At 66.8% G+C, this 16,669-nt stretch carries 13 protein-coding genes; 4 read left to right on the top strand and 9 right to left on the bottom strand.

The genetic code is table 11. From position 1 onward, the window contains the following. Positions 1 to 59 precede the first annotated feature (59 nt). The gene (locus tag KCG88_RS06050) at positions 60 to 314 is read left to right on the top strand and encodes a hypothetical protein (RefSeq protein ID WP_011061196.1); all 255 of its coding nucleotides are present in this window, start codon (positions 60 to 62) and stop codon (positions 312 to 314) included. Here KCG88_RS06050 and KCG88_RS06045 read toward each other — a convergent pair. Beyond that, positions 286 to 1,221, bottom strand: coding sequence for a LysR family transcriptional regulator (locus KCG88_RS06045; RefSeq protein WP_047286413.1), 936 nt, complete (start codon positions 1,219 to 1,221; stop codon positions 286 to 288). The two genes, KCG88_RS06050 and KCG88_RS06045, sit on opposite strands and share 29 nt — an antisense overlap. An 84-nt stretch (positions 1,222 to 1,305) precedes the next feature. Between KCG88_RS06045 and KCG88_RS06040 the strand changes: the two genes are divergently transcribed. Beyond that, positions 1,306 to 2,226: a carbon-nitrogen hydrolase family protein gene (locus tag KCG88_RS06040; RefSeq protein WP_047286414.1), complete on the top strand. Its 921-nt coding sequence runs from the start codon at positions 1,306 to 1,308 to the stop codon at positions 2,224 to 2,226. On the opposite strand, the gene KCG88_RS06035 is transcribed toward KCG88_RS06040, so the two are convergent. After that, positions 2,219 to 2,770, bottom strand: coding sequence for a GNAT family N-acetyltransferase (locus KCG88_RS06035; RefSeq protein ID WP_047286415.1), 552 nt, complete (start codon positions 2,768 to 2,770; stop codon positions 2,219 to 2,221). The genes KCG88_RS06040 and KCG88_RS06035 overlap by 8 nt on opposite strands. Positions 2,771 to 2,913: 143 nt before the next feature. Here KCG88_RS06035 and KCG88_RS06030 point away from each other — a divergent pair, with 143 nt between their 5' ends. Further along, a complete protein-coding gene (locus tag KCG88_RS06030) occupies positions 2,914 to 3,810 on the top strand; it encodes a LysR family transcriptional regulator (RefSeq protein ID WP_210711973.1) in 897 nt (298 codons plus the stop codon). A 9-nt stretch (positions 3,811 to 3,819) separates the two neighbouring features. On the opposite strand, the gene KCG88_RS06025 is transcribed toward KCG88_RS06030, so the two are convergent. From KCG88_RS06025 to KCG88_RS06010, 4 genes are all read right to left on the bottom strand, one after another. Continuing rightward, entirely contained in the window at positions 3,820 to 5,250 is a 1,431-nt protein-coding gene (locus KCG88_RS06025) for an aldehyde dehydrogenase family protein (RefSeq protein WP_210711972.1), read from the bottom strand. Continuing rightward, on the bottom strand, positions 5,247 to 6,443 hold the full coding sequence (locus tag KCG88_RS06020; RefSeq protein WP_047286418.1) for an iron-containing alcohol dehydrogenase: 1,197 nt from the start codon (positions 6,441 to 6,443) through the stop codon (positions 5,247 to 5,249). The genes KCG88_RS06025 and KCG88_RS06020 overlap by 4 nt, the downstream gene beginning before the upstream one ends. Positions 6,444 to 6,542: 99 nt before the next feature. After that, complete coding sequence (locus tag KCG88_RS06015) at positions 6,543 to 8,024, bottom strand: APC family permease (protein ID WP_210711971.1); 1,482 nt, start codon at positions 8,022 to 8,024, stop codon at positions 6,543 to 6,545. Between the two features lie 292 nt (positions 8,025 to 8,316). Then, positions 8,317 to 9,225, bottom strand: coding sequence for a LysR substrate-binding domain-containing protein (locus KCG88_RS06010; RefSeq protein ID WP_047286420.1), 909 nt, complete (start codon positions 9,223 to 9,225; stop codon positions 8,317 to 8,319). A gap of 128 nt (positions 9,226 to 9,353) precedes the next feature. Between KCG88_RS06010 and KCG88_RS06005 the strand changes: the two genes are divergently transcribed. Then, complete coding sequence (locus KCG88_RS06005; protein ID WP_210711970.1) at positions 9,354 to 10,892, top strand: MFS transporter; 1,539 nt, start codon at positions 9,354 to 9,356, stop codon at positions 10,890 to 10,892. Here KCG88_RS06005 and KCG88_RS06000 read toward each other — a convergent pair whose 3' ends face one another. The 3 genes from KCG88_RS06000 to KCG88_RS05990 form a co-directional block, all read right to left on the bottom strand. Continuing rightward, a complete protein-coding gene (locus tag KCG88_RS06000; protein WP_210711969.1) occupies positions 10,893 to 12,146 on the bottom strand; it encodes a ferredoxin reductase family protein in 1,254 nt (417 codons plus the stop codon). Positions 12,147 to 12,759: 613 nt separating this feature from the next. Beyond that, entirely contained in the window at positions 12,760 to 13,842 is a 1,083-nt protein-coding gene (locus KCG88_RS05995; RefSeq protein ID WP_210711968.1) for an LLM class flavin-dependent oxidoreductase, read from the bottom strand. Between the two features lie 36 nt (positions 13,843 to 13,878). Continuing rightward, the gene (locus KCG88_RS05990; RefSeq protein ID WP_210711967.1) at positions 13,879 to 16,458 is read right to left on the bottom strand and encodes a TonB-dependent receptor plug domain-containing protein; all 2,580 of its coding nucleotides are present in this window, start codon (positions 16,456 to 16,458) and stop codon (positions 13,879 to 13,881) included. Positions 16,459 to 16,669: the final 211 nt, after the last annotated feature.

The raw sequence follows: 16,669 nt of genomic DNA, 5'->3' as shown, positions 1-16,669 counted from the left end.
TAAAACCCGTAGCCCCTACAGTGTAAGATGGCGCCTATTTTACGCAGCAGGAATTTCCCATGAGTTTCAATCTGGCTAACAAGACCCTGGCCGAGCGCGCCGCCATCGAGGACGAGAAGTCCCGTCTGTTCGACCTGTGGCAGAGCAACCTGGGCAAGGCCAAGGGCGAGGCCGCGCGGCTGTTCGGCGAGCGTGGCAAGCGCAAGGGCAAGTGGGCCGAATGGGTCCGCGCCGAGCTCGACGGCATGTCGCCGCCGGAGTACTCGAACATGGTGCGCAGTGAAGTCAATCGCCTGATGGCGGCGAATAAGTAAGGGCAAAACTCTCGACAATCGCCTCGCGTACCTTCACCAGCAGCGGGTCGGTCTGCGGGCTGGTGCGCCAGCCCAGCTCGATCGGGTAGCGCGGCAGGGCCAGGGGGCAGGGCAGCAACTGCAACCCGGTGAACTCGGCGATGCGCCGGGCGGCATGGGCCGGAATGGTCGCCACCGCCTGGCTGCCCTTGAGCAGAAAGGGCAAGGCGGCAAAGTGCGTGGTCGAGGCGCACACCTGGCGGCTCAGCCCCAGGTTGGCCAGGCCCTCATCGGTAATCCCGATAAACCCCTGGGACGACACCAGCAGGTGTTCCCGTGCGACAAACTCCTCAAGACTGATCTGCTGTTGCCCGGGGGCCAGGCTGGCCGGGTCTGCCAGGCACAGGTAATGGCCTTCCCCCAGCACCTGGCGGCTGAGCAGGCGTTCGGCAAAGCCGCCGGCACTGATGGCCAGGTCGACGCTGCGCTGCAACAGCGCCTCGGCGACGATCTGGCTGTGGCTCTGGCGAAAGATCAGCCGCAGTTTCGGCGCCCGCCGGGCCACGGCCTCGATCATCTGCCGGCCATAGGCAATCTCGAAATCATCCGACAGCCCCAGCGTTACCGAGCGGCCCTGATAGTCGGCGGTGTCGGGGGCGACCATGGCCAGGCTCTGGCGGCATTTGTTCAAGGCTTCGCTGACCACGGGCTTCAACTGATTGGCCTTGAGGGTCGGTGCCAGCCCGCGCCCGGTACGCACGAACAGCGGGTCGCCATACAGCTCGCGCAGCCGGCGCAGGGCAGCGCTCATGGCTGACTGGGTCACCCCCAGGCGCAGGGCGGCGCGGCTGGCGCTGGACTCGTCATGCAGCGCCTCGAAAGCCTTGAGCAGGTTGAGGTCGACACTGGCGATATTCATCTGGTTCATATCATTAAGCACTGGAGTGGGGTTTATCGATGATCAGGGGCCGCAGCAGAATGGGCAACACCTGATTGCTCAAGGAGTCATCCCATGCCCAAGTCCGTTGTCGCTGCCCTGCAGATCGGGGCCTTGCCTGAAGGCAAGGCCGCCACCCTGGAACAGATCCTCTCGTACGAGGCCGCCATCATCGAAGCCGGCGCGCAGTTGGTGGTGATGCCCGAAGCGCTGCTGGGGGGCTACCCCAAGGGCGAAGGCTTCGGCACCCAGCTGGGCTATCGCCTGCCGGAGGGCCGCGAGGCCTTTGCCCGCTACTTCGCCAATGCCATCGAAGTGCCCGGGGTGGAAACCGACGCCCTGGCCGCGCTGTCCGCCCGTACCGGAGCCAACCTGGTGCTGGGTGTCATCGAGCGCAGTGGCAGCACCCTGTACTGCACGGCGCTGTATTTCGACCCGCAGCAGGGGCTTTCGGGCAAGCACCGCAAACTGATGCCCACTGGTACCGAACGCTTGATCTGGGGCAAGGGCGACGGCTCGACCCTGCCAGTGCTGGACACCCAGGTCGGCCGGCTGGGCGCGGTGATCTGCTGGGAAAACATGATGCCGCTGCTGCGTACCGCGATGTACGCCCAGGGCATCGAAGTCTGGTGTGCGCCTACGGTGGACGAGCGGGAAATGTGGCAGGTGAGCATGCGCCATATCGCTCACGAGGGGCGCTGCTTCGTGGTCAGCGCCTGTCAGGTTCAGGCCTCGCCCGAAGAGCTGGGGCTGGAGATTGCCAACTGGCCGGCCCAACGGCCGTTGATTGCCGGCGGCAGCGTGATCGTCGGGCCCATGGGGGACGTACTGGCCGGCCCCCTGGTGGGCCGAGCCGGTCTGATCAGCGCGCAGATCGATACCGCCGACCTGGTGCGGGCGCGCTATGACTACGACGTGGTCGGCCACTACGCCCGCCCGGATGTGTTCGAACTGACGGTGGACCAGCGCCCCCGTCCCGGGGTGCGCTTTACCTGAGCTGGCGCCATTGCTCGCGGGTGATTTCCCAGATGTCCACGGGGAATCGCCCACTGACGAACTCACCGTCCTCGGAGCGGATCAGGCGCATGCCCGCGCGTTCGGAAATCCGCCGCGAGCCCTGGTTCGGCGCGGCCTTAGGCACCCGCATCAAGGGCCGTTGCAGTACTTCGAACCAATAGTGGTCCACCACCTTGCAGGCCTCGCTCATGTAGCCCTGGCCCTGCCACGGCGGGGCCAGCCAGAAGCCGCGGTTGTTGTCGGTTTCGTCCATCAGGCTGATGCTGCCGATCATCTGCCCGGGGTCGCTGCGCAGGCGCAGCGTCCAGTGCCATTCCGTGCCCCGGGCCATCGCCGGCAGCGCCATGTCCCGCAGGAAGCTCAGGGCGCCGTCGGCCGGGTAGGGCCAGGGCACCAGGGCGTTGAGGTAGCGCACCACCTCCCACTGGGGGAATAGCTGCTGGATGGCGTCGGCGTCCGCCAGTTCCAGGGGGCGCAGCAGCAAGCGTTCGGTGCTCAGGGCGGGCGTGGGGTGGGAGTCCATTGGCAAGCGATCCAAGGTGGCAGGAAGGTGTTGCATAGTCCCTGCAATGTCATCGGTCACGCAAGCCGCGATGGATTTGACGCGGCCCGGGCGCTGCCGTTGAATAGCCCCCTGGTTCAGCCCCGCGACTCCTGGAAACCCCTGTGCTTAGAAACGTCACCGACATGGACCTGCGCCTGCTGCGGATTTTCTCCGTAGTGGTCAAGTGCGGCGGTTTCACCGCGGCCCAGGCCGAACTGAACATGAGCCAGTCCAATATCAGCATGCACATCTCCAGCCTGGAAAAACGCCTCGGCTATCGGCTGTGCGAGCGCGGCAAGGGCGGCTTTCGCCTGACCGAGAAGGGCCAGCGGATCCTGGCGGCGGCCCAGGCGCTGTTCGGCGCGGTGGAGGCATTCAAGAGCGAGGCCCAGGAATTGTCCGGGCGCCTGGTGGGGGATTTGTACCTGGGGCTGGCGGACAACATCGCCACCTTGCCCGCGGCCCGCATCGACGCGGCCATTGCGCGCTTCTATCGCCGCGAGCACGACCTGCACCTGCATGTGTTCATCAACTCGCCCACCGAGCTTGAACGGGCGGTGATCGACGGCCAGTTGGACCTGGCCATTTCCTATTTCAGCCGCAGCCTGCCGACCCTCGACTATCAGCCGCTGTACGCCGAGGAAGTCGCCCTGTTCTGCGGCGCCTCGCACCCGCTGTTCCCTGTCCTGGAGCCCGAGCTTGCGCAGATCAAGGCCTGTGACTGGATCAAGCACGGTTTCCTGCCTGCCAACCAGGTGCTGCCGGTAACGCCCCTGCGCGCCTCGGCCACCGCCTACCACATGGAGGCGGTGGTCCATGGGGTACTGGCGGGCACCCACCTGGGCTACCTGCCCAGCCACTATGCCCAGCCCTGGGTCGCGGGCGGGCAGATGCGCGTGCTGCACCCCGAAACGCTGCGCTACGAGGTGCAGCACAGCATGATCACCCACGCCGGGCATGCCCGTGGCGAAGCGCTGAAGGCCTTTATCGCCGATCTGCTGGCAGAGCACGGCGGCTGATCCCGTGCTTCAGCCCAGGCAGCGCGTCAGGTGCTTGATCGACTGATAGGCAGCCAGCCCCCAGGGGCCCAGTTCCCGCCCGATGCCGCTGCCCTTGGTGCCGCCCCAGGAGGTTTCAACGAACACCGCCTGCAGTGAATTGATCCACACGTGGCCCACGTCCAGGGCGGCGGCGACCCGTTCGGCGCGCTGCAGATCGGCGCTGATCACAGTGGCCACCAGGCCGAATGCGCTGTCGTTGGCCAGGGCCAGGGCCTGTGGTTCGTCACTGAAACGGCGCATGCACAGCACCGGGCCGAAAATCTCCTCTTGCCACAACCTGCTGCTGGTGGGCACGTCGCTGTACACCGTGGGCGCCACGAACCAGCCCGGCCCGGGCAGGGCATGGCCGCCCACCAGGCATTCCAGGCCCTCGTTCCTGGCCTGTTCCAGGTAGGTGCACACCGTGCGCCACTGGGCCTGGCAACTCAGGGGGCCCATGTCCACTTCCTGCTCCAGGGGGTTGCCGACCCGCAGGGCCAGCAGGGCACTGCGCAACCGCTGCAGCAAAGCATCGGCAATCGACTCGTGGACCAGCAGGCGTGAGGTGGCCGAGCACATCTGCCCGGCGTTCCAGCAAAAGCCGCCGATGATCCAGTGCACCGCCTGGTCCAGGTTGGCGTCGGCGAACACCAGAATCGGCGACTTGCCCCCCAGCTCCAGGGTCAGTGGCCGGCAGAAGGCGGCGGAGCTGGCCATCACTCGCTGACCGGTGGCATTGCTGCCGGTGAACGACAGCTTGTCCAGCCCCGGATGCTGGCTCAGGGCTGCGCCGGTTTCTCCGGCGCCGGCCACCAGGTTCAACACGCCCGCCGGCAAGCCCAGGGCGTCGGCGATTTCGCCGTAGACCTGCTCGATCAGGGGCGTCACTTCCGAAGGCTTGAGCACCAACGTGCAGCCCGCGGCCAGGGCTGGGGCCAGCTTCCAGGCGCTGGTGACCAAGGGAAAGTTCCAGGGCACGATCAGCCCCACCACGCCCAGGGCCTCGAACCTGCAGTGGGCACTGAAGCCCGGAGCCTGCAAGGGCACCGGTTGGTCCTGGCGGGCGTCCAGCTGGGCAGCGAGGCCGGCGTAGTAGTCGAAGGTGGCGATGGCATCGTCCAGGTCCAGTTCGGCTTCGTGCCGCGGCTTGCCGTTATTGCGCATCTGCAGGGCGATCAGCCCTTCACGGCGTTGCTGCAGGTGCCGGGCGAAGCCATGCAGGTACTCGGCACGCCGGGCGCCGCTGAGGCTGCGCCACTCGGGCAGGGCCCGGCGCGCGGCCTGCACCGCCAGGTTCACCTGGTGGGCACTGGCGCCCGGCACCTGGGCCATGATTTGGCCCAGGGACGGGTCGTACACCGGCATCAGCGCGCCGTCGCCATTGACCCAGTGGCCATCGATAAACAGGGCCGGTTTCATGGGCGGGCTCCTGGCAGGACGCCGTGCACGGCGTTGCGGAAGATCTGGCTGTAGTCGGCGGCGCTCAGCGGTCGGGCATTGGTGTCGGAGGACGAGATATCCGCCAGGGCCTGGGCCCCGACCCATTCGGCTTCATGGCTGTCCAGGCCGATATCCGACAGGCAGTGGGGGATGCCCAGCTCGGCGCGCAGGGCCAGGATCCAGTCCAGGAACCCCTGGAAATCACCTCGGGGCAAGTCCAGGTAACGGGCCAGGCGCCCGATCTCCTCGGCAATCACCGGCTGGTTGGCCACCAGCACATAGGGCAGGAGGATGGCATTGAGCAGGCCATGGTGACGGTGATAGCGGGCGCCCAGCGGGTGGGCCAGGGCGTGGACGCCACCCAGGCCCTTCTGAAAGGCCACCGCGGCCATTGCCGAGGCCACCAGCATGCCTTCCCGGGCGTCCAGGTCCTGGCCGTGGCTCACTGCCCGGCGCAGGTGCTGCTGCACCAGGCGCATGCCTTCCACGGCAATCGCACTGGACATCGGGTGGTACAACGGCGAGCAGAACGCCTCGATATGGTGGGTCAGGGCATCCATGCCGGTGGCGGCGGTCAGCGCGGGCGGCAGGCCGCGGGTCAGCAGCGGGTCGAGGATCACGCAGGCGGGCAGCAGCTCGGGATGGCTGATGACCCGCTTGACCTGCTGCTGGCTGTCGGTCAGTACCGCTTCGCGGCCCAGTTCGGAACCGGTGCCGGCAGTGGTGGGCAGGGCGATCAGGGGTGGCAGGCCCAGGCGCGGAAAGTCACTGAGGCTCGGGTAGTGCTCGATCACCCGGGACCACTCGAAACGCTGCAGCCCTTGCGGGTCCACGGCGGCCAGGGCGATGCCCTTGGCGGCGTCCATGGCGCTGCCGCCGCCCAGGGCGATCAGCGAGTCGTGGCCGCCGGCCCTGAAGGCTTGGACGCCGCGCTGCACGTCGTCCAGGCTCGGGTTGCTGGCCAGTTCGGCAAATACCGCAAAGCCCTGGCGGCTCTGCTCCAGGTGTGCGGTCAACAGGCCAAAGGGTTCCAGTTCGAGCATGCCCGGGTCGGTGACCAGCAAGGGCCTGGCCATGCCCAGCAGTGCGCAGCGCTGGGCCAGGCCGTGCAGGGCCTGGGCGCCGCAGAAGATCTCGGTGGGGTAATTCCAGTAGTGGATGGACGGGGGCATCGATGGTCTCCAGAAACATCAGGCGTGAAGCGGCCGGCGCAGCAGGCGCCAGGCCAGTAGCGGGGAGGGAATGCGCTGTCGCCGACAGCGCATGAGGATTCAGCCGCGGTCGGACGCGCTGTTGTCGCGGCGCAGATAGGGCTTGGCCAGGACCATGTAGATCAGGCCCAGCACGGCCAGGGTCGAGAACACCAGCACCACCGCCCAGACCTGGAACCAGGGTGCTCCGGGCGGCGCCAGGGATTCCCGCGGCCAGGCCACGTTGACGCTCTCGAACAGCAGCCAGACAAAGGCCGCGAGGTTCACCGGCAGGCCCCAGCGGCCGAGGTTGAACACCCCGGCGTCGGGCCGCCAGCGGCCACGCAGGCGGTGGACCAGGGCACAACCGATCACGATCAGGAACACCATGAAAAAGCCCCCGCTGCCGAAGGCGATCAGGGTGCCCACGGCCGTGGCATTCAGGCCCAGGGCCAGGCCGAAGCTGGCGAACAGGGTGCAAAGGAGCATGGCGGCGAAGGGCACCTTGCGCCCATCCACCCGGCGCAGGAACGCCGAAGCGGGCAGGATCGAGTCCCGGGCCATGCCGAATACCGCGCGGCCGATATAGGTCTGCACCGAGACCACGCAGGCAATGAAAGCCACCAGCACCACGCCGACGAAAGGCCGTTCGGCCCAGGCGCCAAAGGCATCCACCACCGCCGGGGTGACCGGGTCCACCACCTGGCCGGCCACCAGGCCCGCGGTGTCGGTAAACGACAGGGTCACGGCAAAGGCGGTGAGCATCACCGTCAGCCCCACCAGCAGCATCGAGCGCAGGATGGCCCGGGGCGTGGAGGTACGGGCATCGGCGGTTTCCTCGGACACCTGGGAGCAGGCGTCGAAGCCCAGGAAGGCCCAGCCGCCCACTGCCATGGCGGTGACAAAGCCACTCAGGTAGGAGCCATCGCCGCTGACGCTGTTGCCCAGACCTTCCAGCAGCAGCGACCAGGAGTGGTTGCGAAAGAACAGCAGCAACAGCACGCCGATGCCGATGGAGGCGATGGCTTCGGCGATGATCCCGGCGTTGACGAAGTACTTCAGCGGGTTGATCCCCAGCAGATTGACCCCCAGCCCCAACACTAGCAGCACGGCGCCGCTGACCACCTGGGCATTGGCCGAGGGCGGGGTGCCGGTGATGAACAGCCACAGCCAGAACCCGCCCAGGTAAGCCACGGTGGTCAGGGAAGCCAGGGCCGAGGCCAGGTACATGAAGCCGGTGAACCAGGCCCAGCGGTCTCCAGCCAGGCGCTTGACCCATTGATAGCAACCGCCGGCCAGGGGGTACTGCGAGGCGAGTTCGGCATAGACCAGCGCCACCAGCATCTGCAGGGCCAGGCACAGGGGCACGATCCAGACCCAGGACGGCCCGGTGCTCATGGCGCCCAGGGCCATCACCGAATAGATCCCCACCACTGGCGAGACCGTGGCAAAGCCCACGGAGAACGACGACCACAGGGACAGGCCGCGGTGCAGCTCCTGGCGATAGCCCTGGTGGTGCAGCAAGTGTTCATCGGTGCCCGGATCGCGCTGGAAGTCAGTCATGGCGCACCTCGTTCAAGGGGCGGGCGCCACGATGCAGGCCGACGCAAGGGCGGCGTGATGGGGTAGTTGACATAGCGGTTCCTGGAGTCGGCAGATCAGATTGTTATTGGGATGGCCTTTAGCTGTTGTTTTTGGCGTACCGACATTGCCTGGCCTGCAGCAGCAGGCCAGGACGAGCTTACGGCGGGCAAACATCAAGATGAATACATGGATTGGTAAGCTGGCATCAGGATTTACTGATGTTTTGCAGGGGCCGGTGATGGCCTGGCCAGCGCCAGGCATCGAGGGGAGATCAGCGGGACGCGTGATGCTTGCCCAGCACCAGCCGTTCACCGAGAAAGTCGACGAACACTCGCAGCTTGGGCAGCAGGTGACGGCTGCTGGGCCAGAGGATGGAGAACTTGCCGCGCTCTTGCTGGTAGTCGTCCAGCACCGCGACCAGGCTGCCATCGGCCAGGGCGCCGCAGACCACGAACTCGGGCACGTAGGCGATGCCCAGGCCCTGGGTGGCGGCGTGGATCAGCGATTCCAGGTTGTTGCTGGTCAGGGCACTGCCCAGCACCAGCGGCGGGGCTCCGTCGGGCAGGCGCAGGTTCCATTGCTGCAGCAAGCTGCCGCCGGGGAACTTGTAGCGCAGGCAGGCATGCTGCTCCAGGTCCCGGGGTACGCGCGGGGTGCCGCGCCGGGCGAAGTAGCCGGGGGCGCCGACCAGCACGAAGCCGAAGGGCCCCAGGTTCCTGGACTTGAGTTGCGAGTCCGGCAGTTCGCCACTGCGGATCACCGCGTCCACGCCTTCGGCAATCACGTCGATCAGCCGGTCGTTGAAGTCCAGGTCCAGCTCGATATCCGGGTAGCGCGCAGAAAACTCCGGGAGGATAGGCAGCAGCATTCGATAGCCGATGGCCGGCAGGCTGACCCGCAGCCGGCCCCGGGGCTTGTCGCTGATCCGCGCCAGTTCGGCCTCGGCCTCCTGGACTTCGGCGACGATGCGCTGACCGCGCTCATAGAACAGCGTGCCTTCATCGGTCAGGCTGATGCGCCGGGTGCTGCGGTTCAGCAGGCGCACGCCAAGGCGCTGCTCCAGGCGCGCCAGGGCCTTGCCCACCGCCGAGGCAGACAGCCCCAGGCGCTCGCCGGCGCCCACCAGGCTGCCGCTCTGGACCACGCTGACAAACACCTGCAAGCCGTTTAGGTTGTCCATCGTTCACCTCGATTGCAGCGTTTTTATCCGTAAAGAGCGGAAGAATGCCCTGTTTTTCAGCGATTGCGGCATACCTACCATGGATTTTTCTTAGCCCACCCCTGGTTGCCAGGGCATGAGAGGTCCGTGTGAATCCCGAACTTGAATTACCCCTGGAGCAGGCCGCCCAGAGTCGCCGGCAGTCCGCCCATGGCGTGCTGGCCGCGGTGTGCCTGGCGGCTCTGATGCTGCCCCTGACCTTTGTCGGGGTAGCGGTGGCGACCCCGGCCATCGGCCATGAACTGGGGGGCAGCCCGCTGGCCCTGAGCTGGACCACCAATGCCTTCATGCTGACTTTTGGCAGCGTGCTGATGGCCGCCGGCACCCTGGCCGACGAATTTGGTCGCAAGCGCCTGTTCAGCCTCGGCGTGGCGCTGTTCGGCCTGAGCTCCCTGGCCCTGGTGTTCGTGCCTTCGCTGTTGTGGCTGAACCTCTTGCGCGGGGTCCAGGGGCTGGCCGGCGCCGCGGCCCTGGCCGGTGGTTCGGCGGCCCTGGCCCAGGCCTTCGACGGCCCGGCGCGAACCCGCGCCTTCAGCCTGCTGGGCACCACCTTTGGTGTCGGCCTGGCGTTTGGCCCGATCCTCGCCGGGGTCCTGGTGGAACAGGCCGGCTGGCGTGGGATCTTTGTCTCCGGGGCGCTGATCGGCGGCTTGTCCCTGGCTTTTGGCGTGCCGCGCATGCAAGAGTCCCGCGACCCCGACGCCCAGGGCGTGGACTGGCCCGGCACCCTGAGTTTCACCCTGGCCCTGGTGCTGCTGACCTGGGGCATCCTGCAGGCCCCGCAAAACGGCTGGAGCAGCCCTTGGGTTCTGCTGTTGCTGGCGGGAGCGCTGTTGGCGCTGTGGCTGTTCATCGTCGTCGAGCGGCGTGCAGCGCGGCCGATGCTGGATCTGTCGCTGTTTCGCTATCCGCGTTTTGTCGGGGTGCAGGTGCTGCCCATCGCCACCTGCTACTGCTACGTGGTGCTGCTGATCCTGTTGCCCATCCGCTTTATCGGCGTCGAAGGCTACAGCGCCATCGATGCCGGGCTGCTGATGCTTGCGCTGTCGGCGCCGATGCTGGTGGTGCCGTTCACCGCGGGCTGGCTCAGCCGCTGGTGCAGCGCCGGCAACCTGTCGAGCCTGGGCCTGTTGCTGGCTGCCGCCGGGCTGTTGTGGTTGAGCCGGATCGCTGCGGGCCAGGCGCCGGCCGATCGGATCTGGCCGTTGCTGCTGATCGGCCTCGGCAGCGGGCTGCCCTGGGGGCTGATGGACGGTTTGTCGGTGAGCGTGGTGCCCAAGGAGCGCGCGGGCATGGCCAGCGGCATCTTCAGCACCACCCGGGTGGCCGGCGAGGGCATTGCCCTGGCCCTGGTGGTGGCGCTGCTGGCGGGGCTGTTGCAGCACGCCCTGGCGGATCAGGCGCTGCCCGCCGAGGCGTTGATGGGGGCGGCCCGGCAACTGGCCGGGGGTGACCTGACCGGTACTCTGGCGGCGTTGCCGGCGCTGGGCCGGGAGGGGGTGCTGGCCCTGTACGGGCAGGCCTTCAGCCAGCTGTTGCAGGGGCTGACGCTGATAACCCTGCTGGCGGCGTTGGTGGTCTGGGTGACGCTGCGCGAGCCGCGCCAGCCAGGGTCGCCAGCGGTTTGATCAACGGAACTCGAAGAATTCGTAGTGCAGGTTGCCTTGGGGAATCCGACACTCGTTCATCAGTTCCCGGACCTGGCCCAGCAAGCCCTTGGGCCCGCAGAAGCTGACCTGGATCTGCTGCGGATCGGTTTCGGCCGCGGTGCGCTTGAGGGTCTGGGCCAGGGGCTCGGTGCCGCCGCAGTTGGCCACGAAGTTCACTCCACGGGCCTGGGCCATGCCCTGCAGGGTGTCGACACTGGGGAAGGCCCGGGACGGGTTGTAGCAGTACACCAGGGTGGCCTTGTCGAATTGCCCGGCAGCTTCATCCTGCAGCCAGGAAATAAATGGCGAGATGCCCACGCCACCGCCGATCCAGATTTCCCGGGCAGCCGCCTGCGGCCGCTTGAAACGCCCATAGGGCGCATAGATGTCCGCACGCATGCCGACCTTGACCTGGCGGCGCAGGCGTTGGGTGTAGTCCCCCAGGGCGCGGATCACGAATTCGATGCGCCCGTCATGGGCCTGGGCGCTGGCGATGGTGAACGGATGGGGTTCGCGCAGGCCTTTTTCCTGCATCGAGAGGAAGGCGAACTGCCCGGCCTTGAAAGGAAAGCCCCGGCCCTGGGGAATCAGCTCCAGGTGCAGGGAGTTCTTCTCCACCCGGACCGCCGTCACCTGGTATTCGCCGGCCTTGGCCACCAGGGGGTAGAGCAGCAGCTTGTACAGGGCCCCAAGCACGCCGAGGACGCAGAGCAGAGCCAGCCAGATACCCGAGGGCGAATCCAGGGTGATGGGCGATTTGAAGCTCAGCCAGTGCAGGATGACGATCAGGAACAGCGGGCCGGAGAGCTTGTGCCACCAGCGCCACTGGCTGTAGGGAATGTTGCGGTTCAGTGCCAGCAGCACGATCAGGCCCAGGGCCACGTAGCTCAGCTGGCGGACCAGGCGCGTCCAGTATTTGGACAGTTCGAGGATCGGTACGCTGTTCCATTCATCCAGGTTGGCCTTGAACACCAGGTGGTAGCTGGCGAATGCCAGGGCCCAGATGCCCAGCCACTTGTGCGCCTCGTAGACCCGGTCCAGGCCGCCGAACAGCCGTTCGACCCAGCCCCAGCGGCTGGCCAGCAGGCAGGACATTGCCATGTAGGCCAGGGCTGTGGTGCCCAGGATCATGCTCAGGGTGGCCGAGGTCAGCCAGGTGGCGGAAGGGATCTCCAGCAGCAGGGTGGCCGTGGTGATCAGCAGGATGCCGACAAGTGTGTGCCAGGTTTTCAAAGTGCATGACTCCGATAAGGAAATGCCGTCATGGCGCAGCAAAGGGCGCGATGCATAAAGTGGATATGACAGGTTTAAAGCCAAAGGCTGGTTGGAATGTTAACGCTTTGGCAAGCATTCGTGGTGATCTGGGTCATCGGCCTGGCGCCGATAAAGTGTTGAAAATGATCGACTATCACTCGCATTCCGATTCCCCCGGCCACTGCTCCCGAAGGCGCTGGCAGGCAGCGAAGAACCCCAGAACTGGGCAGTGCTCTTGCGGGCGCCTTCGCTGGCAAGCCAGCTCCTACAGGGCTGCGGGAAAGGTCAACACACTTGTAGGAGCCGGCTTGCCGGCGAAAGGGTCCCTGAGCCGGGCGTCAGCCTCTTAACCGCCTTCGCTGGCAAGCCAGCTCCTACAGGGCTGTGGGAAAGGTCAACGCACTTGTAGGAGCCGGCTTGCCGGCGAAAGGGCCCCGGAGCCGGGCGCCAGCCTCGCAAACACCTTCGCTGGCAAGCCAGCTCCTACAGGGCTGTGGGAAAGGTCAACGCACTTGTAGGAGCCGGCTTGCCGGCGAAAGGGCCCCTGAGCCGGGCGCCAGCCTTGCAAACGCCTTCGCTGGCAAGCCAGCTCCTACAGGTGTTGCGTGCGGCGGGCGGCGGCTTCGCGGACGGTGGGGATGATCCAGCGCCCATAGTCGATGGTGTCGTAATAAGGGTCGTAGCCACGGTTGAGGAAGGTGGTCACGCCCAGGTCGACGTAGTCCAGCAGGGCCTGGGCCACGGTGTCCGGCGTGCCCACCAGGGCCGTGGTGTCGCCATAGGCGCCCACGGCGCTGGCGGTGGGCATCCACAGGGCGCGGTCATGGCGGTCGCCGCGGGCTGCGGCCGCCAGCAGGCGTTCGGAGCCGGTGCCCTTGAGACGCTTCTGCCAGGGGCTGCCGGCGGCGAACTGTGGGTTGGCGCGGATCTGCGCCAGGATCTGTTCGGCCCGCTGCCAGGCCAATTCCTCGGTGGCCCCCAGGATCAGCCGCACCGAGAGGCTGACCCGGGGCGCGGCCACCCCCGCGGCGCTGGCCGCGGCCTTGAGTTTGCCGATCTGTTCGGCCACCCCCTCCAGGGGCTCGCCCCACAGGGCGTAGAGGTCGGCGTGCTTGACCGCGATCTGGTAGGCGATGTCCGAGGAGCCGCCAAAAGAGATGGGGATGTGCGGCTGCTCAAGCGGCTTGACCGGGGAAAACGCGCCCTTGAGGTTGAAGTAGCGGCCTTCGAAGTCGAAGGGTTCTTCGGCGGTCCAGGTGCGGCGCACGATCTCCAGGTACTCGTCGGTGCGTCGATAGCGCTCGGTCTTGTCCAGCAGGGTGTCGCCTTCCTGGGGCTCGGCGGTGATGCCGGTAATGGCATGCAGGCGGATGCGCCCACCGCCAGTGGTGTGGTCCAGGGTGGCGAAGGCGCGGGCCGCCACGGTGGGGGCGCTGAGGGCCGGGCGGTGGGCAATCATGAAGCCCAGGCGCTCGGTGTGGGCCGCGGCGTAGGCGGCAATCTGCAGGCTGTCGGCGCTGCCCGGGCCGCTGGCGATCAGCACCCGGTCAAAGCCCGCCTGTTCGTGGGCGCGCGCGTGCTCGCGGATGAATGCCAGGTCGAAGTCCGGGCTGCGCACGCCGCGGGTTTCGGACCATTGGCGGGGAAAGATCATGCCGACGAATTCAATGCTCATGGGGAGTGTCCTGAGGTCGCAGAAGAAGGAAAGTGCCTAGAAGCGGTAGTCCACCTGGGCCAGCACGGTGCGTCCGGGCATGGGTTGCAGGAAGGTGTTGGTGGAGCCGGCCAGGCCGCTGACGAAGTTCAGTTCGTTGGTCAGGTTGAGCACCCGCAGGGTGGTGCTCCACTGGGGCTGGCGGTAGTACAGGGCCAGGTCGAGGTTGTATTCGTCGGGGATCTTCACCGTCTTGCTCAGGTTCAGGTACCAACTGCTGGTCCACCAGCCGGAGAGCTCGGCGCCAAAGCCCGAGTCGAAGCGGTAGTCGAGGTAGCCGCTGGCGGTGTACTCGGGGATCTGTACCGCGTCGAAGCGCCCGGAGGGCCGCTGGTTGAGGCTGTTGTTGTCGCCGAACACGGTGCCGTTGTCGGGGATGAACCCGGCGGAGGCGAAGCCGGCCTGGGAGGTGAATTCGTTGTAGGCGCTGAGCCGGGACAGGTTGAGGCCGCTGCGCAGGTGCGGGTCTGGCTGGTAGCGCAGGGTCGCCTCGGTGCCCTTGATGATCAGCCGGGCGATGTTGTTGTTGCTGTCCGGGGACTGGTCCCGGGCCTGCTTGAAGGTGGCCAGGGTCATGAACAGCTGGTCGGGGATGGCTTCGACCTTCAGCCCCAGTTCATGCAGCACGCTCAGGCTCTGGAACGCCAGGGGATTGAGTTGGTTGGCGCCACTGCCGCTGCCCCAGCCCAGGCCGTTGGAGAAGAACCCGGTGTTGACCGCCAGGGAGCGGTCGAAGGTGTAGTACAGGGTGCTGTTCTCGGTGGGTTTGACGTAGGGGCTGACCTGGAACGCGAACAGCCGGTAGTTGTGGCTGTCGCGCCGGTCGCTGTCGCCTGCGAGGACGAAGGGGTTGTCGATCCGGGCGTCGATCCAGCTGCGGCTGGCGCCGATGTTCAGGCCCACCCGCTCGCCCAGGCGCAGGTTGTGCTGGCTGAACAGGGTCTTGGTGGTCCAGGTGCTTTCGGCGGTGTAGGGCGCCAGGGATTCGGCGTACAGCCCGTGGCCGGCCGGGAACATGGCCGCCAGGTTGAGCCAGCCGTAGTAGTTGGAGTATTGCGGCACCCCGGGTTGGCCGATCCAGGCGCCGTTGCCGCCGGCCGGGTTGCTGCCGGTGAGCCCCAGCAGGTCGCCGGGGTTCTTGCCCGACGGGTCCAGGGTCAGGTCGTAGGCGTTGATGGTGGAGCCGAAACTATTGTTGGCGGCGATCGACTGGTTGAACTCGCGGCGGTAGATCAGCCCGCTGTTGCTGTCGTCCCGCAGGGTCAGGCCGCCGATCCGGGTTTCATTGCCCGAGCGCAGTTCGAAGCGGTTGTCCAGCAGGTTGTCCCGGGATTGCACCTGGAACGCCCCGACCGCGTCGGTGAGGTCCCGGGAGCGCTGGTAGAAGGTGCTGTTGGCCAGGGTCACACTGGGTGACAGGTCGCCCTCGATGCGCAGTTGGGTGGTGAAACGCCGTGAACTGCTCTGGTCTTCGCCGCGCTGGCCGGCCTGGGGCGACAGGGAGGTCAAGCCGTTGCCTGCCAGGCTCGGGTCGTAGACCCAGCCGCGCAGGGTGCCGGGGCTGGCCTGGGTGTTGGGCGAGGCCGCCTGGAAGCTGCCATCCACCACGCTGTACTGGCCCTGGGCGTTGCGCTGGCGCTGCACCCAGCCCAGGGTCGGGGCATTGGCGGCACCGGAGGCCAGCACCGGCGACCACAGGGTATTGCCGTTCTGGATGATCGGCGTGGCCCGGCCAGCGTAGTACTTGCCGCTGTCCACCAGTTGCTGGGTGGCGCGGTTCCAGCCGTGGGTGATGTTGTAGTCGTAGTAGTTGTCGTAGCTGGCGTTCCAGTCCACCCGCAGGTTGTCGTTGCGCCAGGCCAGGGCCCCGTAGAAGGCATCGAAATTGTTGTCGACGTTGTCGTAGTAGTCCTGCTGGCGCTGCTGGGTGATGCTAACCCGGTAGGCCAGCTGGTCGCTCAGGGGGCCGGTGTTGTCGAGGCTGAATTTGCGCGAGTCGCGGGACTGGCCGTCCGGCACCCAGGTACCGAGCTCGCCGCTCAGACGGGTCTTGAACCCGCTGAAATCGGGTTTCTTGCTCAGGTAGTTGACGTAGCCGCCGCTGCCGGACACCGAACCGTAGGTCACCGAAGAGGGCCCGGCGACGATGTCCGCGCCCTCGTAGGCGTTGAAGTTGGCCGGATGGCGCACGCCATAGGCGCGTTGGCCGTCCTGGAACACTTCCGAGCCCTGGGCGCGGAACTGCGGGGCGATACCGGCGTTCTGCCCGCCACCGCGGGTGATCCCCGGGGCGTACTTGACCAGGTCGTCGGCGCTGCGGATCGGGTCGTTGGCCAGTTGTTCGGCGTTGATCTGGGTGACCGAGCGCGGGGTGTCCAGGACCTTGGTTTCGGTGCCGCCATACACCGAGGTCGGTGGCCGGGTGGGCAGGGCATCGTCATCGGCCTGGCTGCTGGCCTGGACGGTGACGGTTTGCAACTGGGTATCGGCGGCGAAGAGCGGCGGCGCCAGGGAAGAACACATCACTACGGCCAGGGCCGGGCCGAATGCGGGGCGAGCGAAGGCGTTGGAGGGCATGGCACATGAGCCTCATATTGAATCGCATGAATGTTCTGTAGGAGCCGGCTTGCCGGCGAAGAGGGCCTGGAGGCTCGCGGTGCTCTTGCGGGCGCCTTCGCTGGCAAGCCAGCTCCTACGGGTTGTGTCGCGGTTGCGGTGGTTCCTGGTAGGCGCCGGCTTGCCGGCGAAGAGGGCCTGGAGGTTGGCGGTGCTCTTGTGGGCGCTTTCG

Origin of the sequence: Pseudomonas sp. MWU349 (assembly GCF_017947325.1) — a bacterium.
GTDB lineage: Bacteria > Pseudomonadota > Gammaproteobacteria > Pseudomonadales > Pseudomonadaceae > Aquipseudomonas > Aquipseudomonas protegens.
The sequence above is the reverse complement of the archived record's forward strand: the minus strand, read 5'-3'. Positions and strand labels throughout refer to the sequence as shown.